Below are 25,413 nucleotides of genomic sequence, written 5' to 3' on the forward strand. Positions count from 1 at the left end.
TTGCGGCGTTTGCTGTCATAACGCGCGCTTCCCAAGACGACTGAGCCGGCTTCGCGTCAAACGCTTTCGTTTGCGCATGCCTTCCCAAATTCCATTCGGACGAGACGCCACATGCTCGCCGATTCCCATACCAAGTCCGCTGCCCCAAACGATTCGTTTCTGGGCGCAGCGGGACCCGCCGGCCGCGATCGCGCAGCCTTCGCACCATCGCGCGTAAAAGGCATCTCGGCGTTGGTGGCGGTGCTGCTGATAGGCGTCGCGCTCTATCGCTTTGTCGGCGGTCCTCCCGGCCGTCCCGAGGCGGCCGCGAAGCCCGCAGCGCTGGTCCACTCAAGCGACGCCGTTGCGGTACCCGATGGTTCGCCGGTGCGGGGCAAGCTCGCGATCGCATCCGTTGTCGCGCGCGAAGTTCCCCGGGATCTTGCGCTGCCCGCTGTGGTCGAAGTCAATCCGGCCCGTCTGATCAAGGTGGCACCGCCGCTGGCCGGCCGTGTCACGCAGCTGAAGGTCACGCTCGGCGAGCAGGTCAAGGCCGGCCAACCGCTGTTCGTGATCGACTCGCCTGATCTCGCCGCGGCCTATTCGGACTACGATCGCGCCAAGGCGTTACTGGCGCTGGCGCAGAAGAACCGCGACCGCCAGCGCGGCCTGTCGAAGATCGGCGGCGCTGCCGAGAAGGATCTGCAGCAAGCCGAAACCGATTACGCGACCGCGGAGGTCGAAGACCAGCGCGCCACCGCGCATTTGAAGCAGATCGGCATCGATCCCGAGACGCCGAACAAGTCGCGCACCGTGAGCGTGGTGGCTCCGATGGACGGCAGTGTCACCGATCTCGGCGTTGCGCCCGGCGAATACTGGAACGACTCGACCCAGGCCCTGCTAGCGATTGCCGACCTCTCCAGCGTCTGGGTCACAGCAAGCGTGCCGGAGAAGGACATCGCACAGATCGCCAAAGGCCAGCCGGTCGATGTCCGCCTCGTCGCTTACCCCGACGAAGTCAGGCACGGCAGCGTGCTCTTCGTCAGCGACGTGCTCGATGCCGATACTCGCCGCATCAAGGTCCGCATCGGCTTCGACAACGCCGACGGCCGGCTGCGGCCGGGAATGTTTGCAACTGCAACATTCCACACCAGCAGCCGGACGCTCGCGATCGCGCCAACCAGCGCGCTGGTGCTCAAGGACGACTTGACGCAGGTCTATGTCGAGACCTCTCCGTGGCAATTCGAACCGCGCACCGTCGATATCGCGTTCCAGCAAGGCGAGCAGGCGTTCATTGCAAATGGCATCAAGCCTGGCGATCGCATCGTGGTCAAAGGCGGAGTGCTGCTCGGTGATTGACCGGCTGGTCACGCTGGCGCTCGAGAAGCGTCTTGTCGTCGCGATGATGTGCATCATTGCGGCAATCTACGGCGCCTACTGCTGGACCCAGTTGCCGGTCGAAGCCTACCCCGACGTTGCCGACACAGCCTCCCAGGTGGTGACCCAGGCGCCGGGTCTCGCCGCCGAGGAGGTCGAGCAGCAAGTCACTATTCCGCTGGAACGTGAGCTCAACGGCACGCCTGGGCTTTCCATGATGCGTTCGCGATCGACATTCGGATTGTCGCTGATCACGCTCGTGTTCCGCGACGGAATAGAGGACTATTGGTCGCGGCAACGGATCATGGAGCGGATACAGGGCGCGACCTTGCCGCAGGGATTGACCCCGGGTCTCGATCCGCTGTCGTCGCCGACCGGCCAGATCCTGTATTACATCCTCCAGTCCGACACCGAGAACCTGCGCGAGCTATCCGAGATCGAGCAGTGGACCGTGATACCCGCTATCAAGCAGGTGCCGGGGGTCGCCGACGTTTCGAACTTCGGCGGCGTCACCACGCAATTCCAGCTCGAACTCGACCCGCAACAGCTCGTGCGCTTCAACTTGTCGCTCAAGAACGTCACCGACGCGATCTCGGCGAATAGCGCCAGCGCCGGCGGCAGCGTGCTCAATCGCGGCGAACTTGGCTATGTCATTCGCGGCATTGGTCTCGTCCAGACCCTCGACGATCTCGGCAACATCGTCGTCGCCCAGCACAACGGCACACCTATTTTTGTGCGCGACCTCGGCAAGCTGAAGCTTGCCAACCAGGAGCGTCATGGCATCGTCGGCAAGGACGACCTCAACGATGTCGTCGAGGGCACCGTGCTCCTGCTGCGGGGGGGAAATCCGTCGCGGGTGCTGCAACGCGTGCACGCCAAGATCGACGAGCTCAATGTGCGGCTGAAGGCCGACGGCGTACAGATCGTGCCGTATCTCGACCGGTCCGAACTCGTCAATGCCACCATCGAAAAGGTCGCGACCACGGTCGTGACTGGCATCTTGCTTGTGCTGGTGATCCTGATTCTGTTTCTCGGTAGCCCGCGCAGTGCGCTCATTGTCGGCATTACCATTCCGTTTTCGATGGTCACCGCTTTCATCCTGATGCGCCACACCGGCATTTCCGCTAACCTGCTGTCGCTCGGCGCCATCGATTTCGGCATCATCGTCGACGGCTCGATCGTGATGATGGAAGCGATCCTGCGCCGCCGCGAAGCGCGGCCGGACCAGCCGCTCAGTCAGGCCGACCTGCGCGACGCGGCACGCCAGGTGGCGCGGCCGATCTTTTTTGCGACTGCAGTCATTATCACGACGTACCTGCCGCTGTTCGCGCTGCAGCGGATCGAAGCAAAGCTGTTCTATCCGCTGGCCTATGCGGTCGGTTATGCGCAGTTCGGCGCGCTGGCGTTCGCGCTGTTGGTCGTGCCGGGCCTTGCTTACGTCGCCTATCGCCGGCCGCAGCGGCTATTTCACAACGTGCTGCTGCAGCGGTTGGAGCGAGGGTACCGTGGCGCCTTGCAGGGCTCGCTACTTCGGCCGCGGATCGTCTACAGCCTGAGCGCCGCCGCGGCGCTTTTGATCGTCATCCTCGGCGCCACGGTGTGGCGTGAATTCCTGCCCGAGCTCGACGAAGGTGCGTTATTTCTCCACGCAGATCTGCAGCCGGGAATTTCGCTGCGCAAGGCGACCGAGATGGTCGCCGAGCTAAGGCGTGTCGTGAACGGATTCCCCGAGGTATCGTATATCGTCAGCCATATCGGTCGCAATGATGACGGCACCGATCCATGGACGCCGGCCCACATGGAGGCGGCAATCGGGCTGCACGACTATCGGACCTGGCCAGCCGGCGAAACCAAGGGGGAGCTGGCGCGCCGCATGAAGGCGCGGCTCGATCAGGAGCCCGGCTTCGAGATCGCGATGAGCCAGCCGATCATCGACAGCGTGCTCGACAAGGTTTTTGATCCGCATTCGTCGCTGGCAGTCAAAGTGTTCGGCGACGATTTCGGCGAGTTGAAGCGGATCGGCAGGGACATTATCGGCGTGTTGAACCGGACGCCGGGCGTCAGTGACGCGTCGATCGATCAGTACAAGCCGCTGCCGCAGATCTCGATCCGTGTGAACCGCGAAGCCGCAGCGCGCTTCGGCATCAATGTCGGCGACGTCGCCAACCTGATCTCGACTGGGATTGGCGGCAGCGCGGTCACCCAGGTGTTCATCGGCGAGCGGCATTACGACGTCACGGTGCGCTTTGCGCCGGCCGCGCGCGAAAGTCCAGAGGCGATCAAGAGTCTCGTGCTCACTTCCAGTGACGGTGCGCTGATCCCGCTGTCGCAGGTCGCCGATATCGGCTTCCAGACCGGCGAAAGCATGATCAACCGCGAGATGGACCAGCGCTATCTGTTGGTGAAGTTCAATTACAACGATCGCGATCCGGTAGCGCTTGTGAAAGAGCTCGGCCGCGCCATCGATCAGAAGGTCTCGTTCGACAAATCAAGATATCGCATCGCCTGGGGCGGCCAGTTCGAGGGCGAGCAGCGCGCCGAAGCGCATTTCCGCCTTATCCTTGCCATGGTGCTCGGCGCCATGATGGTCCTGCTCTATGCCGAGTTCGGCGTGTTGCGACAGGTGCTCTTGGTGATCTGTGTAGTGCCGCTGGCGACGCTCGGCGGGCTATTGGCCCTACATCTCACCGGCACGACGCTGAACGTCGCCTCCGGCGTCGGCTTCATTGCGCTGTTCGGAGTCGCAGTCATGAACGGCGTCATCATGGTCGCGAACCTCAATCGCGTGCGCGAGCAGGGGCTGTCCCTGGCTGATGCCGTCGTGACTGGCGCGAGCGAGCGATTGCGGCCAGTGCTGATGACGGCCGCGGTCGCGACCGCCGGCATGCTGCCGGCGGCGCTCGCCACTGGCGTCGGCAGTGACGTGCAGCGCTGCCTCGCCACCGTGGTTGCCGGCGGTCTCATTCCGGCGACCTTGCTGACGCTTTTCATCATTCCGACACTGTATTTCGCGATCGAGCGCCGCGCTGAACGGCGCGCCGCGGCAATCGCGAGCCGCGGTGCCCTTACTGAGAGTTGAGGATTAATGACGCGGAGGGGGGCGCCTATCCGAAGGTATTGCGCGCGACGCGGGTCGAGCAGAGCGACGTCGGCACTGGCTCTTGCATTGCTGCTCGCCGGTTGCGCCGTCGGACCCGACTTTGTCGCCCCTCCGCCGCCTGATGTGACCGCCTACACGCCGGAGCCGTTCAAGAGCACCGCCACGGCCAGTGCTGGTTCCGGAGAAGGACAGCGGCTCGACTCGGCGCGCGACCTGCCGGGCGAATGGTGGACGCTGTTTCATTCCCGTGCCCTGAACGCACTGGTCGAGAGAGCGCTGGCCGCCAATGCCGACCTCCAGGCGGCGCAGGCGGCGCTCCGCGTCGCCCGAGAAAACGTTTACGCCCAGCAGGGCGCGCTATTTCCAGCGGTCGATGCCAACGTCGGCGCTATCAGACAATTGCCGGCGATCGGCAGTCCGTCCGACGTTGGCGCCAGTGCGCCGGCCTTCAATCTCTTCACCGCGCAGCTCAATGTCTCCTACTCTCCCGATGTGTTCGGCGGCACGCGGCGTTCGATCGAGGCGCTTGCCGCGCAGGCGGACTTGCAGCGCTTTGCGCTGGAGGCGACGTACCTCACGCTGACCTCAAATCTTGCTGGAGCTGCGGTGCAGGAAGCGTCGCTTCGTGGCCAGATAGCGGCGACGCAAAGCATCATCAAGATCGAGACCGACGTTCTTGATCTGCTGCGCAAGCAGCGCGGCCTCGGTGCGGTCGCTGACGCGGACGTGGTGGCGCAGGAAGCTGCGTTGGCGCAGTCCGAGCAGGCATTGCCGCCATTGCGCAAGCAGCTCGCGCAACAGCGCGACCTGATCGCCGCGCTGATCGGCAGCTTTCCGAGTCAGGCCCCATCAGAGCAATTCGTCCTGTCGGGACTGCGGCTGCCGCGCGACTTGCCGGTCAGTCTGCCCTCGCGGCTGGTCGAGCAGCGGCCCGACATTCGCGCGGCGGAAGCCAACCTTCATGCCGCGAGCGCGCAAATCGGCGTCGCCATCGCCAACCGGCTGCCGAACATCACATTAAGCGCAAGCGCAGGCAGCACCGCGATTGCGGTCGATCAGCTATTTACGCCGGGCAACAATTTCTGGAACATCGCCAGCGCCGCAACGCAGCCGATCTTTCACGGCGGCACGCTGCTGCATCGCGAGCTCGCGGCGAAAGCAACCTTCGACCAGGCCACCGCCCAGTATCGCTCGACGGTGATCACCGCGTTCCAAAATGTCGCCGACGCCTTGCACGCGATCCAGGCCGACGCCGTCGCTCTGCAAAAAGCCGCGGCCTCTGAGAAGGCGGCGGCCAAAAGCCTCGAAATATCAAGGCATCGCCTGGAGCTGGGCGATATCAACTACATCTCGCTGCTCAACGCGCAACAGACTTACCAGCAGGCGCTGGTGAGCCTCGTGCAGGCCCGCGCGGCGCGCTACGCCGACACGGTTGCGCTCTTCCAGGTACTCGGCGGCGGCTGGTGGAACAGGTCCGACGTCGAGCCGGAGCGGCCGCTGACAATTTCTGACGTGCTGCAGTAGCGCCGCTCGGGCGGCGGGTGATCCCGCGCATTGGTTCATCTGCGAGTTGCGCCGCCGGCCCGAACGGCCGCTTTGCTCGCCAGTAGCGACCCGAGCTACGACCCCCGCCCCGTCTTCTCGAACTTCTTCACCAGCCGCTCCCGCTTCAGCCGCGACAGCCGCTGGATCCAGAACATCCCGTCGAGCTGGTCGATCTCGTGCTGGTGGCAGACGGCGCGCAAGGCTTCGGACTCCTCGCTTTGCATGGTGCCGTCGAGATCCTGATAGCTGATCCGCACCCGCGCATGGCGCTGCACCTCGTCGTTGACGCCGGGCATCGAGACGCTGCCTTCCTTGTGCAGGATCATCTCGTTTGATGCCCATTCGATCTCGGGATTGACGTAGGTCTGCGGGCCCTCCCTGGCGTCGAGCTCGAGCACGACGACGCGCAGGGGGATGCCGATATGCGGCGCGGTGATGCCGATGCCGGGCGCGGCGCGCATCGTGTCCAGCAGGTCTTGCGCCAGCTCCCGCAAGCCATCGTCGAAGGCGGTGACGGGGCGGGCGGTCATGGCAAGCCGGCGGTCGGGATAGCGGACGATGGGACGAACGGTCATGGTCGCGCGCTAGCTCCTTTGGATCAGTTCACGTCCGATGCGCTTCGGCGGCTCGCTCCGCAGCACGATGGCGGTCGTGACAGACCCGTACCGGGCAATCGCATCGACGATGCGCTCGAGGTCCGCGGGCGAGGGCACGATCACCTTGAGATGAAAGCAATCTTCTCCGGTCAGCCTGAGGACTTCGATGATCTCGGACATCTCGGCAAATTGCTTCAGGCACGCCTTGATGTGCTCGTGCGTCGTTCGCAAACGAATGACCGCCATCATGTTGAGGCCGACCGAAACCGGATCGATCACCGCGCGATAGCCCTTGATGATCCCGCGCTCCTCCAGCCGCTTCAATCGCTCCGAGGTGGCCGGCTGCGACAGGCCGACCTTCCGTCCCAATTCAGAGACGCTGATCCGGCCATCGTCCTGGAGTGTCTCGATGATCGCAACATCGGTCGGGTCGAGCATGGGCTGGACATCCTGGCTTCGCGTCATGACCTCTAATCTATCGGAATTGCGCTGCGCTTTCCGATGAATGCCAATTCCGTTTGCCGATGTAAATCGCCATGCTCCGTAGGTGCATAGCGAAACTTGCGAGGTCAGACGTGACGGACTTCATCCATTTGCCCGGGATCGGCAACTCCGGCGAAGCGCATTGGCAAAGCCGCTGGGAGCTTTCGGACCCCCGCATTCGCCGGTTCGATCCCGCGAGCTGGGATCAACCCGATCTGGCTGACTGGATCGCGGCTCTGGACCGGGCCGTCGGCGCGACGACAACGCCGCCGGTGCTCGTGGCCCACAGTCTTGCCTGCCTGCTCGTCGCGCATTGGCAGAAGCAAACGGCTGCGCCGGTGAAGGGCGCGCTTCTGGTTGCTGTGCCAGATCCGCGATCGCCGGCGTTTCCAGCGGAAGCTGCAGCGTTCGCGTCCGTGCCGGAGGAGCGCTTCCGCTTTCCCTCGCTGATCGTGGTCAGCACCAATGATCCCTACGCGTCCGTGCCTTACGTGCAGGCGAGGGCAGGGCAGTGGGGCAGCGATCTCGTCAACATCGGCGCGAAGGGCCATATCAACAGTGCGAGCAATCTCGGCGACTGGCCGGAAGGAAGTCAGATCCTCATGGAATTCGACGCGCGGATCTAGGTGATGGGCAGGTGGCGGCCGTTCGAACGTGATGCGACGAGGTTTTCGGGATGATGACATCATGCCAGTGTTTTGCCCGACGGGTCAAATCGCGCCCTGACTTCGCAGGTTCCCCGCACCACGAAGAGCAGGGGTCGTAAGTCGTTGATCGCGCTGTGGCTGCTACTGTGCATGGGGTTGTTTTCGGCATTTGTTGCCGGTCCACGGATGTTTGCCCTAAAAAATGTCGCAAGACCTGTCTGCTTTTGCCGGTTCCATTCGTCTTCCACGTGAGACAGTCCTGACGGGAGACAAACAATGACTGCTTCCAGATATCGCTGGGTGATCGTCGCCGCCGGCGGCTTACTCGGATGCGTCGCCATCGGCGGCATGTTTTCGTTGCCGGTGTTCCTGCAGCCGATCGCGAAGGACACCGGCTGGTCGGTGACCGGCATCTCCAGCGCGATGACCATCGGCTTCCTGGCGATGGCCTGCAGCAGCATGATCTGGGGGACGCTGACGGACAAATTCGGGCCGCTGCCGGTGGTGCTGGCCGGCTCGATCGTGCTGGCGCTCAGCCTGTTCGCCGCGAGCCATGCGACCTCGCTGATCGCGTTCCAGTTCGTGTTCGGCCTTTTGGTCGGCGCATCCTGCGCGGCGATCTTCGCACCGATGATGGCGACGGTGACCGGCTGGTTCGACACCCATCGCGGACTTGCCGTGTCGCTGGTGTCGGCCGGCATGGGCGTGGCGCCGATGACGATGGCCCCGCTCGCGGCCTGGCTGGTGTCGCATCATGACTGGCGCACCGCGATGCAGATCGTGTCGCTGGTCGTTGCCGTCATCATGATCCCGGTCGCGCTGCTGGTGCGCCGTCCGCCGGCGCTCGCGCATCCGCAGGGTCCGGCGGCAGGCCCGGGTGGCCCGCAAGCCGAGATGACGGTGGGCGAAGCGCTGCGCTCTCCGCAATTCCTGGTCCTGCTCGCCACCAATTTCTTCTGCTGCGCCACCCATTCCGGCCCGATCATCCACACGGTCAGCTATGCCGTGAGCTGCGGCATCCCGCTGATCTCGGCAGTGACCATCTACAGTGTCGAGGGCCTCGCCGGGCTCGGCGGGCGCATCGCCTTCGGCCTGATGGGCGATCGCTTAGGGGCCAAGCGCGTGCTGGTCTCGGGTCTGTTGGCGCAAGCCTTCGGCGCGCTCGCTTATGTCTTTGCCCACGAGCTCACGACCTTCTACGCGGTCGCGTCGGTGTTCGGCTTCATCTATGCCGGCACCATGCCGCTCTACGCGGTGATCATCCGCGAAAACTTTCCGCTCAAGATGATGGGCACCGTGATCGGCGGCACGGCGATGGCCGGCAGCCTCGGCATGGCGACCGGCCCCCTCGCGGGCGGCATGATCTACGACGCCTTCTCCAGCTACGCCTGGCTCTATATCGGCTCCTGGGCGATGGGACTTGGCGCATTCCTGATGGCGATGACGTTCCGCCCGTTCCCGAAGCCGCAAGGCGCGGCGGCGCCCGTGGCGGCGTGATCGGATCGAGGCGCAGCCTCACAGCTGCGCCTCGATCGCCGCCTTGTCGATGACCGACCAGACCTGCTGGATCTTGCCGTCGCGGAATTCGTAGAACACGTTTTCGCAGAAGGACACGCGCGTCCCATTGACGGCAAGCCCGAGAAACGTCGCGGCCGGCGTGCAATCAAATATCAGCCTTGCGGCGATGCGCGGGGGCTCGGAGATCAGCAGCTCGATGTCGAAACGTAAATCCGGAATGTCGCGAAAGTCCTGCTCCAGCATCGCGCGGTAGCCTGGCAGCCCGAGCGGCCGCGCATTGTGAGCGACGTCGTCATGCACGAACCGGCCGAGCGCGGTCCAATCCTGCTGGTTCAGGCAGGCGATGTAGTTGCGATAGATATTGGCAAGTTCGGCTGGTGTCATGTCGACCCTCTCCTGGTTCCCAAGCCCAACGCGGAAACAGGACAGTCGGCGCCGCGCTCACAGGCGTTTTTCGAAGAACAAATCCGGGTAGGGGTCGTCGTTGAAGCGCGGGATCTCGCGCCAGCCGGTGGTGCGGTAGAGCTGGCCGGCCTCCGGCAGCGCGCTGTTGGTGTCGAGCCGCAGCAACGCGATGTCGAGCGAGCGCGCGGCGTCCTCGGCCGTGTCCATCAACCGCTTGCCAAGCCCCAATCCGCGCGCGGAGGGGGCGACCCACAGCCGCTTGATCTCGGCATAGCCGTGATCGGTGCCCTTCAGCCCAACGCAGCCGATCGGCAGCATGTCCGACATCGCGACGATGAAACTGCCGCGCGGGCGGCGCATCTCCTTGGCGTCAGGGTCGCGCGAGAGCGAAACGTCAAAGCCCTGTTTGAAGCGGCGGCCGAGCTCGGCATAGTACTCGCCGAGGCAGTAGCGCGCGCCGTCGCTGCGCGGGTCCATTTCGGTGAGCGCGATGCGATCGCGTGTCAGCGCGGAGGCGATCAAATCCATTGCCGCCAGCAGCGCCTCGCGTTGCGAATTGCGGGCGAGAAAACCCTCGGCCTGCGTGTTCGACAAGGCTTCGTAGGCGGCGAACTCGCGTTTGCCCGCGCGCGTCAGGCTCGCCACGCGGCGCCGCGCATCATCCTCATGCGCGTGCGTCTCGATCAGGCCTTCGTCTTCCAGGCTGCGCAACAGCCGGCTCATCAGCCCGGAATCAAGGCCGAGATAGTCCCTGACATCGCCGATGTCGGAGCGCCCATGTCCGATCGCGTTGAGCACGCGCGCCGCCCCGAGCGGCCGCCCGCGCCCGAGAAAGGACGTATCGAGCGCGCCGACGGCGGAGGTCACGGCGCGGTTGAAGCGGCGGACGCGGGAGACGGGATCAAGCATTGTCTGACTTTAGTCAGAGATCGTTCTTCGGTCAACCGCGCAGGACGGAGAGCTGGAAAACTCTAGCCGAATTCGAAGCACTCAGCCTTCGGGCCGGACCAGCTTGATGTCTTGGTCGGCTGCCCAGTCGGCAACGTCCTCGCGCTTCAGCGCGGTCGCCATCAGATCCGGAAACTGGTCCGGCGTGCAGGCAAAGACGGGGATGCCGAGGCTGGCAACTCTTGCCGATAGCACGGGGTCGTAGGACGGGCGGCCGGTGTCGGTCAGCGCCAGCAGCACGATCACATTGATTCCGCGCGTTGCAAGCCGGGCCAACCGGTCGACCAAAGCATTCGCATCGCCGCCTTCATAGAGATCGGTGATCAAAATCAGATGCGCTTTCGCCGGCCGCTCGATGCGGTCCTCGCAATAAGCGATGGCACGATTGATGTCAGTGCCGCCGCCGAGCTGGACGCCGAACAGCACCTCGACGGGATCGGCCAGCTCCTCGGTCAGGTCGACGATCGCGGTATCGAAACAGACGAGCTTGGTCGCGACAACAGGCAGCGAGGCCATCACGGCCGCGAAGATCGAAGCGTAGACGACGGAGGTTGCCATCGACCCTGATTGGTCGACGCACAGGATGACTTCCTCCAGGTCGACGATGCGACGCTGCTGCCGCAGAAAGCCGATCAGCCGTTCCGGCACCACGGTGCGATGCTCCGCCTGGTAGTGACGTAGATTGGCCTTGATGGTGCGGGGCCAGTCGATGTCGGCAAAGCGCGGGCGATTGGTTCGCAGCGAGCGGTTCAGTGCGCCGCGCACGGCGTCCGCCGTGCGTCGCTCGAGCCGCTCCATCAGCTCGGCCACCACCTTGACGATGACAATCCTCGCGGTTTCCTTGGTCTTCTCCGGCATCACCCCGCGCAGCGCGACCAGATCGGCGATCAGGTTCACGTCGGCTTCGACGGTTGCGAGGAATTCGGGCTCGAGCAGCATCTGGCGCAGTCCCTTGCGCTCGAACGCATCCTTCTGGATCACCTGCACCACGGGACCAGGAAAAAACTCCCTGATATCGCCAAGCCATTTCGCGACGCGCGGCGACGAGCCGCCGAGCCCGCCGCGGCCTTTCTTCGGTGCGTCGTCGCCGCTGCCATAGAGCGCCGTCAGGGCCTCGGACATGCGGCGGTCGCTGTCGGACAGGGGCGCACCGGCTCCGCCATCCTCGGCATCGACGCCGAGGGCCAAGGTCCAGCGGCGATTGCGTTCATCGGTCTCGCTCATCGTGTGGCTCCCGCGGTGAGGAGCGCGAGCACGCGCGCCTCATGCTGCGGCCAGATCGCAGCGGCATGTGGGATCAGTCGATATCCCCTTGCGCCACCGCTGTTCCGCGCGAACAATGCATCCATCAGCCGCCTGCGTTCGTTGCGGTCCAGCGCCGAGAAGACGCGGCGGAACAGCGGCAGGTTGGCGGTAAAGGCCTCGCCGTCGAGTGACAGTAGCCAGCCGTCTACCGCGCCACGCAACGCCGCATCGTGGATCAGCCGCTGGCCCGCGCCCTCGAAAAAACCTTCGAAGAAACCTGCGGCCTCTGCAACGGGGGTGCCCGGTGACAGCATTCGCGCCAGCAGGTCGGCGGTGTGATCGGCGGCCAGCAGCTCCGCCTCGTAGAGCAACCGCGCCGCGGTACCGGCGATCAGCCGGGTGGTCTGTCCGTCGTGCAGCAGGGCCGTGAGCGCCTCGCGCCATCTGCTGACGATGTCTGGATCGAGCTTGGCAAGTTGGATCGCCGCATCGCCCGCGAGGAACGCGCCGCGCAGCTTTGCTGCCGCAGGTACATCCAGATTGCGTGCGGCGTAGGGCAGGGCGATGGCCGCCTGCACCACGATCCGCGGCATCAGCGCTGCCAGATGCTCGACGGTGCCGGCACGCGCTTCGCCATAGCGCAGGATGTCGGCCATCGGCGGCAGTGCGTCGAGCAGCGCCTGGCCGTCGCTGGTGAGAGCGGCCTTGGTCTCGAGCGCCGCGATGCCGGATTCGGTGGCGCGCGGTAAATCCGCAATCATGGCGTTGCGCACAAGGCCTGCCAGCGCGCCGAGCTCGGCCTCCTTGCCCATCGCCTCGATCAGGCGGCCGCTAGCGGCTTCCGCAATGGTCGAGCCATAGAGCAGGTTCTCAACCAGTCGCACCGCGAATTCCGGCTCCCATCGGAGCTGCCAGTTCTCGCGGAAGGTCCCGCGGCTGCGGCCTGCGTCCGTCAACTGTCCCCAGGGCACGTCGAGCGCGCCCAGACGGTGCAGCAAGGTTGAACGCATCAGCCCGCTTTCGCTGCGCAGATCGAGCGTCAGTGGCCGCTCCAGCGCTTCCGGCTTCAGCCGCGTCGCCTTCTGCTGCCTTTGGAGATCTTCCAGCAACGGCGCCAGCGGCGTCGCCGCTGGAATTGCGCCGACGCCCGCGCCGACCAGCAGCTCGGCGGCGATGTCGTTCCACATCGCGCGCTCACCGTTGCACAGGCATGCGATGGCGGCCTCGCGCAGCTCCTCGAAGCCGGGCGAAGGCCGCTCGCGCAATGCCGCGAGCGCAATGCCAAGACGCTGCGCCTCGATCACCGACGCGGTCGAGACGAAATGGCCGCGATCGCGCAGCACACGCGTGACCTTGGCGAGCCAAAGCGCGATGCGATCGCCGTCGCGCGTCTCCCACAGATGCGCGCACCAGCCTGGCGCGACCACGCCGGCGCCATAGCCGCTGGCGCGCGACAGGCGCGGCGCGGTCCACGGCGCCCATGTTGCCTTGATCTTCGTCTTAGGCCGGCCCTTCAGCAATTCGCGGTCGGCTGCGAGGCTGCGTCGCTCAGTGAGCGCCGGCACGTGCCAGGCGCCGCAGATGACGGCGACTGCACCGTCGCATTCCTTTGCCGCCTTTGCGATCTCGATCCGCATATGGGCCTCGCGCGCGGCCTCGCGGGCCGAGAGCGGCTTTTCGTCCGCGCGCAGCGCCGTCATCGCGTCCGCGACGGCTGCAAACACAGGACCTGTCGCGGGATTTTCCTCGATGACATCGGACCACCAGGACTCGCCGTCGTCATAGCCGGCGGCGGTCGCGAGTGCGCCAATCGGATCGCGGCTGACCGGATCTTCCTCCGCTCTCGCGGCAATTTCCTCCGCGATGTCGCTGGCGGAGGCGCCAAGCCGGTCCGAGGCGGGCAGGTCGATGAAGCGCAGGGCTGCGCCGTGGCGCACGGCCCAGCAGACAGCCTGATATTCCGGCGAATAGTCGGCAAAGGGAAAGAAGCTGGCGTTTGCGGGATTGTCCTCGGCGTAAGTGAGCAGCGCCACCGGCGTCGTCATGTCGGGATCGGCCAGCATTGGCAGCAGGTCCGAGGCATCCGCAGGGCCTTCGATCAACACCACAATTGGCCGCAGCGCATCGAGCGCCTCGACCAGCCGCCGCGCCGATCCCGGCCCATGATGCCGGATGCCGAACAGATGGATGTCGCCGGCCATGATGTCAGATCAGATCGGTCAGCGAGGCGTAATAGCCTTCGAAGCCGCGCTTTTTCTTCAGCACGGTCTCGAGATATTCGCCGAGCACGGCGGTGTCCTGCACGGGATCCTTGACCACCGCGCCGATCATGTTGCTGGCGAGGGTCTCCGGCGTCAGCTTGCCGTCGTTGAAGAAAGTCGCCTGGCTGATGCCGCCGACCATCACAGCGATCGCCTCGGCGGTCGAGAGTCCGCCGGACGGCGATTTCAGCGCGACCTTGCCGTCTTCGGTCGAGCCTGACCGCAACTCGCGGAAGATCGCGACCACCCGCGCCACTTCGTCGGCGACATTCTTCGGCGCCGGCAAATCGAGGTTCTGCGCCATCTCGCCGACGCGCTTGACGACGATCGACACTTCCTCCGCGGCGCTGTCAGGCAGCGGCAGCACGACGACGTTGAAGCGGCGCTTGAGCGCGGAGGAGAGTTCGTTGACGCCCTTGTCGCGGTTGTTGGCGGTGGCAATGATGTTGAAGCCACGCTGCGCATAGACGGCGGTGTTGAGCTCCGGGATCGGCATCATCTTCTCGGACAGCACGGTGATCAGCGTGTCCTGCACGTCGCTTCCCATGCGCGTCAGCTCCTCGAAGCGGCACAGCTTGCCGCCCTCCATCGCGCGCATTAGCGGGGTCGGCACCAGCGCTTCGCGGCTCGGACCGTGGGCGAGCAGCTGGGCGTAGTTCCAGCCGTAGCGGATCTGGTTCTCGTCGGTCCCGGCGGTGCACTGGATCACGAGCGTGGAGTCGCCGGTGATGCCGGCGGCGAGGTGCTCGGAGACCCATGATTTGGCGGTGCCGGGCACGCCGAGCAGCAGCAGGGCGCGGTCGGTTGCGAGCGTCGCCACCGAGGTCTCGATCAGCCTGATGTCGCCGACATATTTCGGCGTGATCGCCGTGCCGTCGGCCGCCTTGCCGCCCATCAGATAGGTCACGACCTGGCGCGGCGAGAGGGCCCAGCCCGGCGGACGATGGCCGTCGCCGGCGGCGAGCGCCTTCAGCTCGGCCGTAAAGCTGTACTCCGCGGGCAACCGCAGTTTCTCGCTCATGACTTCTCTCCCTCATCGTCCAACGCGGCGTTGAGCCGCAGCATGTCGAGGCGCGGGTCGCCTTGCAGCAGGCCCGCGGCCGTCAGGCGTTGCAACGTCTGTTGCGCCGCCGTTTGCGAGGCGAGCAGACCCAGCGCCCGAAATTCTCCTGCATGGTCGGATGGCTTGGCATCGTCGCGCCTGATCCCGGCCAGCAGTTTTGCGCCTGAAGGCGCCGCGAGCGGATCGTCGAGGCGTGCGGCGACGCCGGCGATCACCTGCGCCATCTCGAAACCGATGCCGTGCGCGCGCAAACCTGCCGCGGCAAACCTCGCCCGCTCGGCGGGCCCAAGTCGAGGTGCGAGAGCTGCGATGAGGCCGGTCGCGTCAAGTTCGCTGACGACGCCGGCGGCCTGTGCAAGCTGCGCATCGGTGCCGGTCTCCACAATCAGCTTGATCAGCCCCGCGTCAGCCGCCGGGTCCACGTGCCAGTCCCAGGCGGCGATCAGGTCCTGCGGGGTGAGGCCGAGCGCGCCCGCGAACGACGTCAGGTCGGTGCCATCGAGCAGGGCTTTTCGTCGTTGCCATTGCGCCGGCGTCTTGGGCGTTTGAAAGTCAATCACGCGGGAGCGACGCAGCAGCCCCTTCGTCTTCACCGCGAAGAAGCCGGCAAGCTCCGCGATATCCTCGCCCGCGGCGGGACCATGGCCGAGACGTGCGAGCATCGATGTTGCAAGCGCCTTGACCTTCGGCGCGCGATCGTTGGCCGCAAGGCTTTCGAGAAAGGCGACGTCGTCGCCAGACAATCGCTCCGACAGCAAGGACACCAGGCGCAGCCGCGCCTCGGCGTTCTCGCTGCCGAGCTTTGCTTCGAGCAGCGCGCGTGCCGCGGATGGATCGCGCCGCCGGAGGCCGATCAACGCGGCCTTGCGTGCGGCCGGCCAGAAGTCATCCCAATTGTCCGCCGTGAGCTGGTCGCCGGTCTGCCGCCGCGTCGTCTCGCCGGCTGCCGTGAATGCGGCCCAGTCGCGCCAGAGGGCATAGACGTCGGGCGCGTCCTCGTCGCTTGCATCAGGCATCCAGTCGGCAGGATGTGTCGTCCAGCCGCGCGCGGCGAGGAAGTGGACGAGCTCGGTTCTGGACACCGTATCCTTGCTCGCCGCCAAGATTCGGCACACCAGCGGCCGCAAGGCTTCGGGTACGGTCGGCAGCGCGAGTGTGGGGATGTCGGGCAAAATCCGCAGCGTCGACGGTGCTTCGGCCATCACGGTTGCGCCGAGGAACTGGCCGGATAGCGCGAGCAGCCGCAACTCGGCCTCGACAGGATCGTCGCCAAGCTCAGTGCGCCAGAACGAAGCGGCGGAGGCGGCGGTCGAGCCCATGGTCCAGCGCGTCACGATCGCGCCCATGGTCTCGAAGATCTCTTCGGCTTTGGCTGTTTCAGACATGGCCGCCGATCCGCCCCCAGGTAGATTGTGCGGCAAGGATCGTAAGCCGGTTGCCCGACCAGATTGCGGCGGTACGCGTCAGCTCTGTGCCTGATAGCAAGCCTTCGGCATTGCCCGCGACGGGCAGCGTGGCCGTGCCGTCCGCAGATCGCCACCATGCGCTCCCTGAATCGTCGCGCGCGATCCGTCCCTGCGGCAGCAGCAGGGGAAGCTCGATCGCCCAGGGCTCTGCCAGAAGCGGTCGCGTGAGCGCGTCGGAGAGCGATCCATCCGGTACGGGCCATTCGAGAGCGCTTGTGTCGTCCGCCGCGTCGCGCCGAACCAGCAGGGCGCGGAACGGCTGCTGCGATGGATAAAACACGAGCTCGCCCTGGAAGCGCTCGCCTGGCGTGAAGACCGAACCGCGCCGCCCAGCGCTGGCCGGGAAGAAGTCGAGCAGTATGGCAAAGCGCGGGCCTGACGTTGCGAGATTGAGCAGCCATGTGGTTTGCGAGACCAATCCGTCGCGGCGCGTCTGCACCTGCTCGGCGAGAACCTCCCATGGCGCATCGATCCGCGGGGCCCGCGGATCAGCCAGCACCGTCTCGCGCGTCTCCGACGTCGCGACCGCGCGCCTGATCTCGGCATCGCGTGGCGTTGCGCGGAAGGCGCGCGCGAGCAGCACCAACTTGGCGAGCTCGACGACCGTGCCGCGTGGCCGATCGCCCGCGGCGAGGGCGAGAAGGCGCGCCGGCAATTCGTCGATCCGGCCGGCGAGGGCGGCGGCCTTGCCATCGACCAGCCGCGCCGCAATGCGCCTGCAGCGCGCTGTGGCATCATCGATGAAGCCGGACAAGCCCAGCCGGAGCTGATCACCGATCCATTGCTCGAGCGCATCCAATGCATCGAGGATGGCGCGCTCGGTGTCTTCATTGCGTTTGGCGGCTTGCGCCTCGCGCCGCGCGATGTCTTTCGGATCCTCAACGGCTTCGGGTTCGACGTTGCGCGCGACATGCAGATCCTTCTCGCCGGACGGTGCGGCGGCGCCTGGCGGCCTTGCAGCGGATGGGCCGCGCCTGCGCCCTAGCCAGTCGCTGACCCAGGCCGGCGTGTCGGCGGGTACGAACGGCACGATCGATTCCGCATTCAGCCACAACAGGCCGAGCACATGCTTGCAGGGGAATTTGCGCGACGGACAGGTGCACTTGTTGCCGAGGTCGCGCAGGTCGGCCATCACCCGGTAAGGGTTCGCGCCGGAGCCTGCGCATTCGCCCCAGATCAGCGCGCCGTCCGCGCTGCCGCCAACGCCGGACCATTTCGCAGGCTTCGCGAGCCCGGCGGCGGCCTTGAGCGAGGATTGATCGGTAGCGAGTTGCTCGACCGCCTTGAGACCAATCGCCACGCCGACTTCCTAATTCGAATCCAGGACGGGCAGTATATCGGGGCAGGATGAAAGCTCAATGTCGCCGCGCGTCGCCAGTCCGCTGCACGCGGAGATCGTCATGCGGGATCGGTCTGTGACGACGCCAGCCCCAGCTCCTTGCGCTTCTTCTTTGTGAGCTTCGCCACGATCAGCGCATGGGCCTGCGCCAGATAGGCCGTGAGCTCGGCATCGGGCAGGGCGTTGTTGCTGACAAGCTGCACCCACTTGGCCCGCGCGAGATAGGGCGCCGGCCGCGCCAGGCCGTGCTCGATCAGCATGGCATAGGCCATGTTCGAGACCTTGAACATGTAGCCGCCGCTCTCAGCCGTGTAACCGCCGCTCAGCGCGAACATCTTGCCGCCGACCTTGAACACGGAGGTGCCTTCCCATTGCACCACCTTGGTGGCGGCGGGCAGGCGCAGGCAGCGTGTCTCGAAGGTCTTGGGAGTCATGCGATTGCAATAGCGGACATTGGTGCACCTTTGTGGCAGCATGCATGTTTCAACCAAGGATGGAACGCCATGTCGCGCGTGTCGATCAAGACCAGGGACGATCTGCCGGAAGCCCTGCGACCGCTGTGGGACAAGATGACGACCTATGGCGCGTTCGAGAACCAGGCCGGTGTGATGGCGCATCGCGCGCCGATCTTCAAGCACATGTGGTCGCTGCTGGTCGACCTCGCCAGCGACGGCATGATCTCGAAGCGCCACCTCGAGTTGGCGCTGGTCACTGTGTCGCTGCTCAACAAATGTGACTACTGCGTCTCCCATCACGCGCCGAAACTCGCGGTGCAGGGCGTGTCGGAGGAGGGCGCCGCGCAGCTTCTCGACTACAAGGATCATCCTGAGCTCGATGAGCTCGACAAGCTCGTCGTCGAATATGCGATCGCCGTCACCAATGCCTGGAACAGAACGCGCGACGAGATCTTTGCGCGCCTCCGCGCCCACTTCTCGGAAGCCCAGATCGTCGAGCTGACCTGGCGTATCGCCCTGTGCGGCGCCTTCAATCGCTTCAACGACATTCTTCAGCTCGAGGTCGAGCACGGCGTCGCACAGAGTGAGGCTGCCGAATAGCGGCCGGCGGGCGCTGCTCCCGGCCGGCAAATGATCACGGACCCGTGATTTGCCTCTGCTCTATCGCAAATTATATCGTAAGATATGTTTTGAGAAGGAGACGTACGATATGTTCGGTAGACACCGAGATCCCCGAGACTTCCACTTTGGCCACTTCGCCCATTTCGCCATGGGTCGGCCCGGCGGGCGGCATCGCTTCGGCCGCGGCGGTCATGGCTTCTTCGGGCGTGGCGGCGACGATTTTCCGGGCGCGCGGCGGCTGTCGTCGCAGGACCTTCAGCTCGTGATCCTGGCGCTGCTCGCCGACAAGCCTGCCCATGGCTACGAGCTGATCAAGATCATCGAGGAGCGGTCGGAGGGATTTTATACGCCGAGCCCCGGCGTGATCTATCCGGCGCTGACCTACCTCGAGGAGGTTGGTCACGCCAGCGTCGCGCAGGATGGCGGCCGCAAGCTCTACAGCATCACTCCGCAAGGCGAAGCGTTTCTCGCCGAGCAGCGCGGCACCGCTGATGCAATCCTGCAAGCGCTGTCGCGGATCGGACGCCGCATGGACGAGGTGCGCGAGGCTTTTGCCGGCGTCAGCGATCTCGATGCGGATGCCTCCGACGAATTGCACCGCGCCCGCCACAACCTCAAGCGCGCGCTGCGCAGCAAGCACGGCAGCGATTCAGCCGAAGCACGTCGCATCGCCGGCATCCTGGAGCGCGCGGCGGCTGAAATCCTCGGCAAGTAAGCAAGGTATGCGACACATGAATGATCGGCCGCATAGCCCGATTCAAGATCCACACGTCAACGCCGTGATCGCGCGCCTGCAAGGCGCGCGGCAGCGGCCCTCCGGGGGTGGCCCGCGGGGCGGTTTCGGCAGTCGCGATCCTCACGCCTATGCCGAGCAGGGTTTTTCGATCCATCCCGAGCAGGGCGAGTTGATCTATCTTTTGTGCCGAGGCCTGCGCGCCACGCGCGTCGCCGAGTTCGCGACCTCGGTTGGGATGTCCGCGCTCTATTTTGCCGCCGCGCTCCGCGACAATGGCGGCGGCACCGTGATCGGCTCGGAGATCGTTCCGGCCAAGGTCGCAGCCGCCAAACGCAATCTGGCGGAGGCTGGATTGGCCGACTATGTCGAAATCCGCGAAGGTGACGCCCGCAAGACGCTGCGCGATCTCGGCGGTCCCGTCGATTTCGTGCTGATCGACGGCTGGCCCGGGGAATCAGGTCCGTCGCTCGCCCGCGAGGTGATCGAGATCGTCGCGCCGCAGCTGCTGGTTGGCGGCTATGTCATGAATGACAATGCCGAGCCCGACTATCTCGATTTCATCCGCGATCCCGGCAACGGTTTTGTGTCGATGACGCTGCCGCTCAAGGGTGGCACGGAGTTGTCGCTGAAGGTGAAATGACGGTCTACGAGATCTTGCGTTCCCTGTCGGTCAAAACACTCAGGCCGTCGCGATAGAAGCAAAGCGCGGGCGAGATGAGCCGCGAGAGCGCGAAGGTGTGTCTGCAACCAAAAACTCGAATGTTGCTTACGCCGCTGCGCGCCGTTTGGCTCGCACCTCAAAATGATGGAACGAATACCGCGCTCAGGTCGCCGTTCATTGTGAGTTGTGCCGGAGCCCCAGACCGCTACGATGCCCCCAACTTCCGCGCAGCGCGGAAGCCGGCAACAAGCTGGAGGCGACATGAGTGGGCAGGACCATAAAGCCAAGGGATCGGACCTGTTTGTCGCGGCGCTGGAGAACGAAGGCGTCGACCGTATCTTCGGTGTGCCCGGCGAGGAAAACCTCGACCTCGTCGAATCGCTGCGCACCTCCAAGATCGAGCTGGTCCTGACCCGCCATGAGCAGGCCGCCGCCTTCATGGCTGCGACCCATGGCCGGCTCACGGGCAAGCCCGGCGTGTGTCTGTCCACACTCGGCCCTGGCGCACTCAATCTCTCCACCGGCGCGGCCTATGCGAATCTCGGCGGGATGCCGATGATCCTCATCACCGGCCAGAAGCCGATCATGAGCAGCCGGCAGGCGCGTTTCCAGATCGTCGACGTGGTCGCGACGATGAAGCCGCTGACAAAATTGTCGCGGCAGATCGTCAGCGCGACCTCCATACCGACCGTGGTGCGCGATGCCTTCCGCGTGGCGATGGAGGAGCGGCCGGGACCGGTGCATCTCGAATTGCCCGAAGATATCGCCGGCGACGAGGTCGAGGCCGTTCCGGTGATCCCGATCCACCCGATCGAGATCCCCGTCGCCCACCGCGCCGCTCTCGACCGCGCCGCCGAGATGATCCTGGCCGCAAAGCGTCCGTTGGTCATGATGGGCGCCGCGACCAGCCGGCCGCGTTCGACGCACGGCATCGCGAGCTTCGTGCGGCGGACCGGCATTCCGTTCTTCACAACGCAGATGGGCAAGGGCACTGTGCCCGGCGGCACCAATCTCTACATGGGCACCGCGGCGCTGTCCGAGCGCGACTATGTCCACGATGCCATCGACGCGGCCGACCTGATCGTCGCGATCGGCCACGATCCCATCGAGAAGCCGCCCTTCATCATGGGCCCATCAGGACCGAAGGTCATTCACGTCAGCTATACCTCGGCAAGCGTCGAGCTGGTCTATTTTCCTGACGCCGAGGTCGTCGGCGACGTCGGCCCAAGCCTCGAGCTGCTCGCCGACCGGCTCGAAGGCAAGCTCCCGCAGGCGGCGGCGCTGCTGCCGCTCCGCGAAGAGATCCTCAGCCACATCGCCGACCGCGCCACCGAGACGCGCTGGCCGCCGACGCCGCAGCGCATCGTGCACGACATCCGCCAGGTCATCCCCGAGAACGGCATCGTCGCGCTCGACAACGGCATGTACAAGATCTGGTTCGCGCGCAACTATCGCACCCGTGTCGCCAACACGTTGCTGCTCGACAATGCACTGGCAACGATGGGCGCCGGCCTGCCATCGGCGATGATGGCCGCGATGCTCTATCCTGACCGCCGCGTGCTCGCGGTCGCTGGCGACGGCGGCTTCATGATGAACAGCCAGGAGATGGAGACCGCGGTTCGCCTCAAGCTCAACCTCGTCGTGCTGGTGCTGGAGGACAACGCCTACGGCATGATCCGCTGGAAGCAGGCCGTCGACCACTTTGCCGATTACGGCATGACGTTCGGCAATCCCGACTTTGCGCTCTACGCCAAGGCCTATGGCGCCAAGGGTCATCGCATCGAGAGCATCGACGGCTTCGGTCCGACGCTTGACGCCGCCTTCAAGGAGGGGGGCGTGCACTTGGTTTCGATCCCGATCGACTATTCGGAGAACGTTCGGGTGCTGGTCGACGAGCTGCGGACACGGCAGAAACAGCAGAAATAGCGGCAAGCATTCGGAAACTGTCCGGGAGGATCATACCAGCCATTCCTTGATATATATCGCTCTACGATATATTGCAGGCGCGAAGAACCCTCCCGACAAGAGACCTCCATGCGCCAGACCCCCGACATCACCGGCGGCCTCCCGCGTCCTCGCGGCAAGCCCGGAGATTTTACCGCCGACCGCCGCGTGCTGGTCCTGATCGGCATGGCGCTGCTGGTCGGCAGCATCAGTGCAGGCGCCGCTTGGGTGCTGCTGAAGCTGATCGCGCTGGTGACCAATCTGGTCTGGTTCGGCCATGTTAGCACCGAAAACGTCTCGCTGGCCAATGCCCATCCGGGACTCTGGATGGTGCTCGCGCCTGCGCTCGGCGGGCTCGTGATCGGGTTGATGGCGCGGTTCGGCTCGGAGAAGATCCGCGGCCACGGCATTCCTGAAGCGATCGAGGCGATCCTGATCGGCGGCAGCCGGATGCAGCCGAAGGTCGCGATCCTGAAGCCGCTGTCATCGGCAGTGTCGATCGGAAGCGGCGGCCCGTTTGGCGCCGAGGGACCGATCATCATGACGGGCGGCGCGATCGGATCGATCTTCGCCCAGTGCTTCCATCTCACTGCGGCCGAACGCAAGACGTTGCTGGTCGCGGGCGCGGCCGCCGGCATGACGGCGATCTTCGGTACGCCGATCGCAGCGGTGCTGCTCGCGGTCGAATTGCTGCTGTTCGAATGGAAACCACGCAGCTTTCTGCCCGTGGTGACGGGGGCCGTGATCTCGGCGGCGTGGCGTCCGTTGCTGTTCGGGACGGGGCCGTTGTTTCCGTTCGCGGAGCACCCGAACCTGCCGTGGTGGGGCCTCGCTGCAGCCATTGCCGTCGGCATCGTTGCCGGCCTGCAATCCGGGTTGATGACGCGGCTGCTCTACGCGATCGAGGATCTATTCGATCATCTGCCAATTCACTGGATGTGGTGGCCGATGCTCGGCGGCCTCGTCGTCGGTCTTGGCGGGCTGATCGACCCGCGCGCTCTCGGCGTCGGCTATGATGTCATCGCGGATCTGTTGTCCGGCCACATGGTGCGCGACGAGGCGATGCGGCTGTTGCTGGTGAAGTCGGTGATCTGGGTGGTCGCGCTCAGCTCGGGCACGTCGGGCGGCGTGTTGGCGCCGCTGCTCATTCTCGGCGGCACCGCCGGCTGGATGGAGGGACTGATGCTGCCCGGTGGCACTTCGTTCTGGGCGCTGATTGGCATGGCCGCGATGATGGGCGGCACGATGCGCTCGCCGCTGACGGGCGTGATGTTCGCGATCGAGCTGACCGGCAATATCGACATGCTGCTGCCATTGCTGGCCGCGACCGGCGCGGCGCACGCCGTCACCGTGCTGCTGCTCAAGCGTTCGATCCTGACCGAGAAGATCGCGCGCCGCGGTCAGCACATCACTCGCGAATACGCGATCGATCCGTTCGAGCTGATGCGCACGATCGATGTCATGGTCACCGACGTCGACACGCTGCCGGTCGACATGTCCGTCGATGCAGCGGTCGCGTTTTTCACCTCGGACCAGCGCCGTCATAAATCCTATCCCGTCGTAGCCAGGGACGGACGGCTTAGCGGCATGGTGACTCGCGCCGACGTGCTGCGCTGGCGCACCGAGGGCGATCATCAGGCGGCGACGCTCGACGACGTCGTGTCGGACACGTCCAGCGTGGTGGCGCATCCCGATGACGTGCTGGGGCGGGTCGCCGACCTCATGGTTGCCTCCGATCTCGGCAGGCTGCCGGTGGTCGATCGCGCCAGCCAGCGCGTGGTCGGCCTCGTCGCTCGCAAGGATTTGCTGCGAATTCGCGCGGTCGTGAACGCGCAAGAGGAGGACCGCAACGCATATTTCCTGCGCGAAAAGGCGCTTGTGCCGGAGGCGCGGATCGCGGAAGGTCAGCCCCTCTAAACTCCAGCACCGACAGGAATGAGCATGACCCGCGTTCGTTGTGTTACCGAGATGGGGATGGGCGTCGACGTTCACGGCAGGGACGCCACCAAGGCGGCGAAGCGCGCCGTGTCGGATGCCATCAGGCATTCGAGCCTCGGTTTCTTCCGGATGATCGGCAAGACCGCGAACGACATGTTCGTCGATATCACCATCGGTGTGCCCAATCCCGAAGCCGTCGACAAGGAGGCAGTCGCCAAGGAGCTTCCTTACGGCACCGTGACCGTTACCGCGGTCAAGGGCGGGCTGGAGATTCCCTCGGCCACGGAAGTGGCCAACGATCCCATCCTCATCGCCAACGCCGCCGTCATCGTCAGCTTCGACAAGGACTGAGCCGGTGTCCGACAGCGATGAGGCATTATTGGATCGTCCGATCTGGAGCGCGCTGACGACGAGCCAAAAACATCTGGCCGAGGGCGGCCCGCGGGCGCTGCGCTATCCCGCGGACATGACCCCGTTCGCCGACATGATCGACATGTCCGCGGACAGTTTCGCCGCGCTCGGCGATCTCATGGCGCCCTCGCAGGTTGTCGCGCTGTTTACGCCTGATGCGGTCGACGTTCCCGCCGGCTTCAAGGTGGTGCTGGCCGAGAGCGGCGACCAGATGATCGGGTCACCCGCCGACAGCCCGTTGGGCGACGCGGAGATTGTCACGCTCGGCGAGGCCGACGTATCAGCAATGACAGCGCTGACGACGCTGACCAAGCCCGGACCGTTCGCCGCGCGGACGCACGAGCTCGGCACGTTCCTCGGCATTCGCGCCGGTGGCGAATTGGTCGCGATGACGGGCGAGCGGATGAAGCCGGGCAAGTTCGTCGAGATGACGGCGGTCTGCGTCCACCCCGATTACCGCGGGCGTGGCTACGCGCAGGCGCTGCTCGCGGCCGTCGCGCGCCGGATCGAGGCGCGCGGCGAAATTCCGTTCCTGCACGTGTTTTCGAACAACACTTCGGCAATCGCGCTGTACCAGCGACAGGGCATGCGCATCCGCCGCCGCCTGCATGTGACGGCGTTCATGAAGCGGGCGTAGGCGTCCGCAGGGAAGGCCCTTCATTTCTGGCGAAAGCG

22 protein-coding genes are annotated in these 25,413 nt (G+C 65.2%); 12 read left to right on the forward strand and 10 right to left on the reverse strand.

Going from position 1 to position 25,413, the window contains the following annotated elements; all coding sequences use genetic code 11:
• Window positions 1-111: 111 nt before the first annotated feature.
• The 3 genes from Q0687_RS14930 to Q0687_RS14940 all read left to right on the forward strand — a co-directional run bounded on the left by Q0687_RS14930 (window position 112) and on the right by Q0687_RS14940 (window position 5,980).
• Window positions 112-1,338 carry an efflux RND transporter periplasmic adaptor subunit gene (locus Q0687_RS14930; RefSeq protein WP_298877904.1) on the forward strand — a complete coding sequence of 409 codons (1,227 nt, stop codon included), beginning with the start codon at window positions 112-114 and terminating at the stop codon, window positions 1,336-1,338.
• Window positions 1,331-4,435, forward strand: coding sequence for a CusA/CzcA family heavy metal efflux RND transporter (locus tag Q0687_RS14935; protein WP_298877906.1), 3,105 nt, complete (start codon window positions 1,331-1,333; stop codon window positions 4,433-4,435). The genes Q0687_RS14930 and Q0687_RS14935 overlap by 8 nt, the downstream gene beginning before the upstream one ends.
• An 87-nt stretch (window positions 4,436-4,522) precedes the next feature.
• Window positions 4,523-5,980 carry an efflux transporter outer membrane subunit gene (locus tag Q0687_RS14940; RefSeq protein ID WP_298877908.1) on the forward strand — a complete coding sequence of 486 codons (1,458 nt, stop codon included), beginning with the start codon at window positions 4,523-4,525 and terminating at the stop codon, window positions 5,978-5,980.
• A 95-nt stretch (window positions 5,981-6,075) separates the two neighbouring features.
• Here the strand turns inward: Q0687_RS14940 and Q0687_RS14945 are convergent, their stop codons facing one another.
• Both Q0687_RS14945 and Q0687_RS14950 read right to left on the reverse strand, forming a co-directional pair.
• The gene (locus Q0687_RS14945; protein ID WP_298877910.1) at window positions 6,076-6,576 is read right to left on the reverse strand and encodes a peptide deformylase; all 501 of its coding nucleotides are present in this window, start codon (window positions 6,574-6,576) and stop codon (window positions 6,076-6,078) included.
• Window positions 6,577-6,585: 9 nt separating this feature from the next.
• Window positions 6,586-7,035: an Lrp/AsnC family transcriptional regulator gene (locus Q0687_RS14950; RefSeq protein ID WP_298877912.1), complete on the reverse strand. Its 450-nt coding sequence runs from the start codon at window positions 7,033-7,035 to the stop codon at window positions 6,586-6,588.
• A gap of 98 nt (window positions 7,036-7,133) precedes the next feature.
• Between Q0687_RS14950 and Q0687_RS14955 the strand changes: the two genes are divergently transcribed.
• Both Q0687_RS14955 and Q0687_RS14960 read left to right on the forward strand, forming a co-directional pair.
• Window positions 7,134-7,706 carry an alpha/beta fold hydrolase gene (locus tag Q0687_RS14955; RefSeq protein ID WP_363323952.1) on the forward strand — a complete coding sequence of 191 codons (573 nt, stop codon included), beginning with the start codon at window positions 7,134-7,136 and terminating at the stop codon, window positions 7,704-7,706.
• A 297-nt stretch (window positions 7,707-8,003) separates the two neighbouring features.
• Complete coding sequence (locus Q0687_RS14960) at window positions 8,004-9,224, forward strand: MFS transporter (RefSeq protein WP_298877916.1); 1,221 nt, start codon at window positions 8,004-8,006, stop codon at window positions 9,222-9,224.
• An 18-nt stretch (window positions 9,225-9,242) separates the two neighbouring features.
• On the opposite strand, the gene Q0687_RS14965 is transcribed toward Q0687_RS14960, so the two are convergent.
• From Q0687_RS14965 to Q0687_RS15000, 8 genes are all read right to left on the reverse strand, one after another.
• Window positions 9,243-9,629, reverse strand: coding sequence for an ester cyclase (locus Q0687_RS14965; protein ID WP_298877918.1), 387 nt, complete (start codon window positions 9,627-9,629; stop codon window positions 9,243-9,245).
• Between the two features lie 57 nt (window positions 9,630-9,686).
• The gene (locus tag Q0687_RS14970; RefSeq protein ID WP_298877920.1) at window positions 9,687-10,559 is read right to left on the reverse strand and encodes a bifunctional helix-turn-helix transcriptional regulator/GNAT family N-acetyltransferase; all 873 of its coding nucleotides are present in this window, start codon (window positions 10,557-10,559) and stop codon (window positions 9,687-9,689) included.
• A gap of 81 nt (window positions 10,560-10,640) precedes the next feature.
• Complete coding sequence (locus Q0687_RS14975) at window positions 10,641-11,822, reverse strand: VWA domain-containing protein (protein WP_298877921.1); 1,182 nt, start codon at window positions 11,820-11,822, stop codon at window positions 10,641-10,643.
• Window positions 11,819-14,044 carry a DUF5682 family protein gene (locus tag Q0687_RS14980; RefSeq protein ID WP_298877923.1) on the reverse strand — a complete coding sequence of 742 codons (2,226 nt, stop codon included), beginning with the start codon at window positions 14,042-14,044 and terminating at the stop codon, window positions 11,819-11,821. The genes Q0687_RS14975 and Q0687_RS14980 overlap by 4 nt, the downstream gene beginning before the upstream one ends.
• 4 nt (window positions 14,045-14,048) lie before the next feature.
• Window positions 14,049-15,125 carry an AAA family ATPase gene (locus tag Q0687_RS14985; protein ID WP_298877925.1) on the reverse strand — a complete coding sequence of 359 codons (1,077 nt, stop codon included), beginning with the start codon at window positions 15,123-15,125 and terminating at the stop codon, window positions 14,049-14,051.
• On the reverse strand, window positions 15,122-16,552 hold the full coding sequence (locus tag Q0687_RS14990) for a DUF5691 domain-containing protein (RefSeq protein WP_298877927.1): 1,431 nt from the start codon (window positions 16,550-16,552) through the stop codon (window positions 15,122-15,124). Before Q0687_RS14990 ends, Q0687_RS14985 begins: the two co-directional genes overlap by 4 nt.
• Window positions 16,545-17,933, reverse strand: a complete 1,389-nt coding sequence (locus tag Q0687_RS14995) for an SWIM zinc finger family protein (protein ID WP_298877929.1) — start codon at window positions 17,931-17,933, stop codon at window positions 16,545-16,547. The genes Q0687_RS14990 and Q0687_RS14995 overlap by 8 nt, the downstream gene beginning before the upstream one ends.
• A gap of 98 nt (window positions 17,934-18,031) precedes the next feature.
• Window positions 18,032-18,406, reverse strand: a complete 375-nt coding sequence (locus Q0687_RS15000) for an MmcQ/YjbR family DNA-binding protein (RefSeq protein ID WP_298878053.1) — start codon at window positions 18,404-18,406, stop codon at window positions 18,032-18,034.
• Between the two features lie 69 nt (window positions 18,407-18,475).
• Between Q0687_RS15000 and Q0687_RS15005 the strand changes: the two genes are divergently transcribed.
• The 7 genes from Q0687_RS15005 to Q0687_RS15035 all read left to right on the forward strand — a co-directional run bounded on the left by Q0687_RS15005 (window position 18,476) and on the right by Q0687_RS15035 (window position 25,375).
• A complete protein-coding gene (locus Q0687_RS15005) occupies window positions 18,476-19,027 on the forward strand; it encodes a carboxymuconolactone decarboxylase family protein (protein ID WP_298877931.1) in 552 nt (183 codons plus the stop codon).
• A 109-nt stretch (window positions 19,028-19,136) separates the two neighbouring features.
• Entirely contained in the window at window positions 19,137-19,763 is a 627-nt protein-coding gene (locus Q0687_RS15010) for a PadR family transcriptional regulator (protein WP_298877933.1), read from the forward strand.
• A gap of 16 nt (window positions 19,764-19,779) precedes the next feature.
• Entirely contained in the window at window positions 19,780-20,424 is a 645-nt protein-coding gene (locus Q0687_RS15015) for a class I SAM-dependent methyltransferase (RefSeq protein ID WP_298877934.1), read from the forward strand.
• A gap of 282 nt (window positions 20,425-20,706) precedes the next feature.
• On the forward strand, window positions 20,707-22,371 hold the full coding sequence (locus Q0687_RS15020; RefSeq protein WP_298877936.1) for an acetolactate synthase large subunit: 1,665 nt from the start codon (window positions 20,707-20,709) through the stop codon (window positions 22,369-22,371).
• A gap of 108 nt (window positions 22,372-22,479) precedes the next feature.
• Entirely contained in the window at window positions 22,480-24,306 is a 1,827-nt protein-coding gene (locus Q0687_RS15025; RefSeq protein ID WP_298877939.1) for a chloride channel protein, read from the forward strand.
• 24 nt (window positions 24,307-24,330) lie between these two features.
• Window positions 24,331-24,678, forward strand: coding sequence for a Lin0512 family protein (locus tag Q0687_RS15030; RefSeq protein WP_298877940.1), 348 nt, complete (start codon window positions 24,331-24,333; stop codon window positions 24,676-24,678).
• A 4-nt stretch (window positions 24,679-24,682) separates the two neighbouring features.
• Window positions 24,683-25,375 carry a GNAT family N-acetyltransferase gene (locus Q0687_RS15035; protein WP_298877942.1) on the forward strand — a complete coding sequence of 231 codons (693 nt, stop codon included), beginning with the start codon at window positions 24,683-24,685 and terminating at the stop codon, window positions 25,373-25,375.
• The last annotated feature ends 38 nt before the right edge of the window (window positions 25,376-25,413 follow it).

The sequence above is a fragment of the uncultured Bradyrhizobium sp. genome, from assembly GCF_936928535.1.
Taxonomy (GTDB): Bacteria; Pseudomonadota; Alphaproteobacteria; order Rhizobiales; family Xanthobacteraceae; genus Bradyrhizobium.

What these genes read in the sequence shown, in the direction of transcription:
- Q0687_RS15005 (WP_298877931.1), top strand. Translation starts at nt 18,476, where the DNA reads ATGTCGCGCGTGTCGATCAAGACCAGGGACGATCTGCCGGAAGCCCTG.
- Q0687_RS14960 (WP_298877916.1), top strand. Translation starts at nt 8,004, where the DNA reads ATGACTGCTTCCAGATATCGCTGGGTGATCGTCGCCGCCGGCGGCTTA.
- Q0687_RS15010 (WP_298877933.1), top strand. Translation starts at nt 19,137, where the DNA reads ATGTTCGGTAGACACCGAGATCCCCGAGACTTCCACTTTGGCCACTTC.
- Q0687_RS14965 (WP_298877918.1), bottom strand. Translation starts at nt 9,629, where the DNA reads ATGACACCAGCCGAACTTGCCAATATCTATCGCAACTACATCGCCTGC.
- Q0687_RS14980 (WP_298877923.1), bottom strand. Translation starts at nt 14,044, where the DNA reads ATGGCCGGCGACATCCATCTGTTCGGCATCCGGCATCATGGGCCGGGA.
- Q0687_RS15015 (WP_298877934.1), top strand. Translation starts at nt 19,780, where the DNA reads ATGAATGATCGGCCGCATAGCCCGATTCAAGATCCACACGTCAACGCC.
- Q0687_RS14985 (WP_298877925.1), bottom strand. Translation starts at nt 15,125, where the DNA reads ATGAGCGAGAAACTGCGGTTGCCCGCGGAGTACAGCTTTACGGCCGAG.
- Q0687_RS15020 (WP_298877936.1), top strand. Translation starts at nt 20,707, where the DNA reads ATGAGTGGGCAGGACCATAAAGCCAAGGGATCGGACCTGTTTGTCGCG.
- Q0687_RS14975 (WP_298877921.1), bottom strand. Translation starts at nt 11,822, where the DNA reads ATGAGCGAGACCGATGAACGCAATCGCCGCTGGACCTTGGCCCTCGGC.
- Q0687_RS15000 (WP_298878053.1), bottom strand. Translation starts at nt 18,406, where the DNA reads ATGACTCCCAAGACCTTCGAGACACGCTGCCTGCGCCTGCCCGCCGCC.
- Q0687_RS14955 (WP_363323952.1), top strand. Translation starts at nt 7,134, where the DNA reads ATGCTCCGTAGGTGCATAGCGAAACTTGCGAGGTCAGACGTGACGGAC.
- Q0687_RS14945 (WP_298877910.1), bottom strand. Translation starts at nt 6,576, where the DNA reads ATGACCGTTCGTCCCATCGTCCGCTATCCCGACCGCCGGCTTGCCATG.
- Q0687_RS14990 (WP_298877927.1), bottom strand. Translation starts at nt 16,552, where the DNA reads ATGTCTGAAACAGCCAAAGCCGAAGAGATCTTCGAGACCATGGGCGCG.
- Q0687_RS14930 (WP_298877904.1), top strand. Translation starts at nt 112, where the DNA reads ATGCTCGCCGATTCCCATACCAAGTCCGCTGCCCCAAACGATTCGTTT.
- Q0687_RS14950 (WP_298877912.1), bottom strand. Translation starts at nt 7,035, where the DNA reads ATGCTCGACCCGACCGATGTTGCGATCATCGAGACACTCCAGGACGAT.
- Q0687_RS15030 (WP_298877940.1), top strand. Translation starts at nt 24,331, where the DNA reads ATGACCCGCGTTCGTTGTGTTACCGAGATGGGGATGGGCGTCGACGTT.
- Q0687_RS14970 (WP_298877920.1), bottom strand. Translation starts at nt 10,559, where the DNA reads ATGCTTGATCCCGTCTCCCGCGTCCGCCGCTTCAACCGCGCCGTGACC.
- Q0687_RS15025 (WP_298877939.1), top strand. Translation starts at nt 22,480, where the DNA reads ATGCGCCAGACCCCCGACATCACCGGCGGCCTCCCGCGTCCTCGCGGC.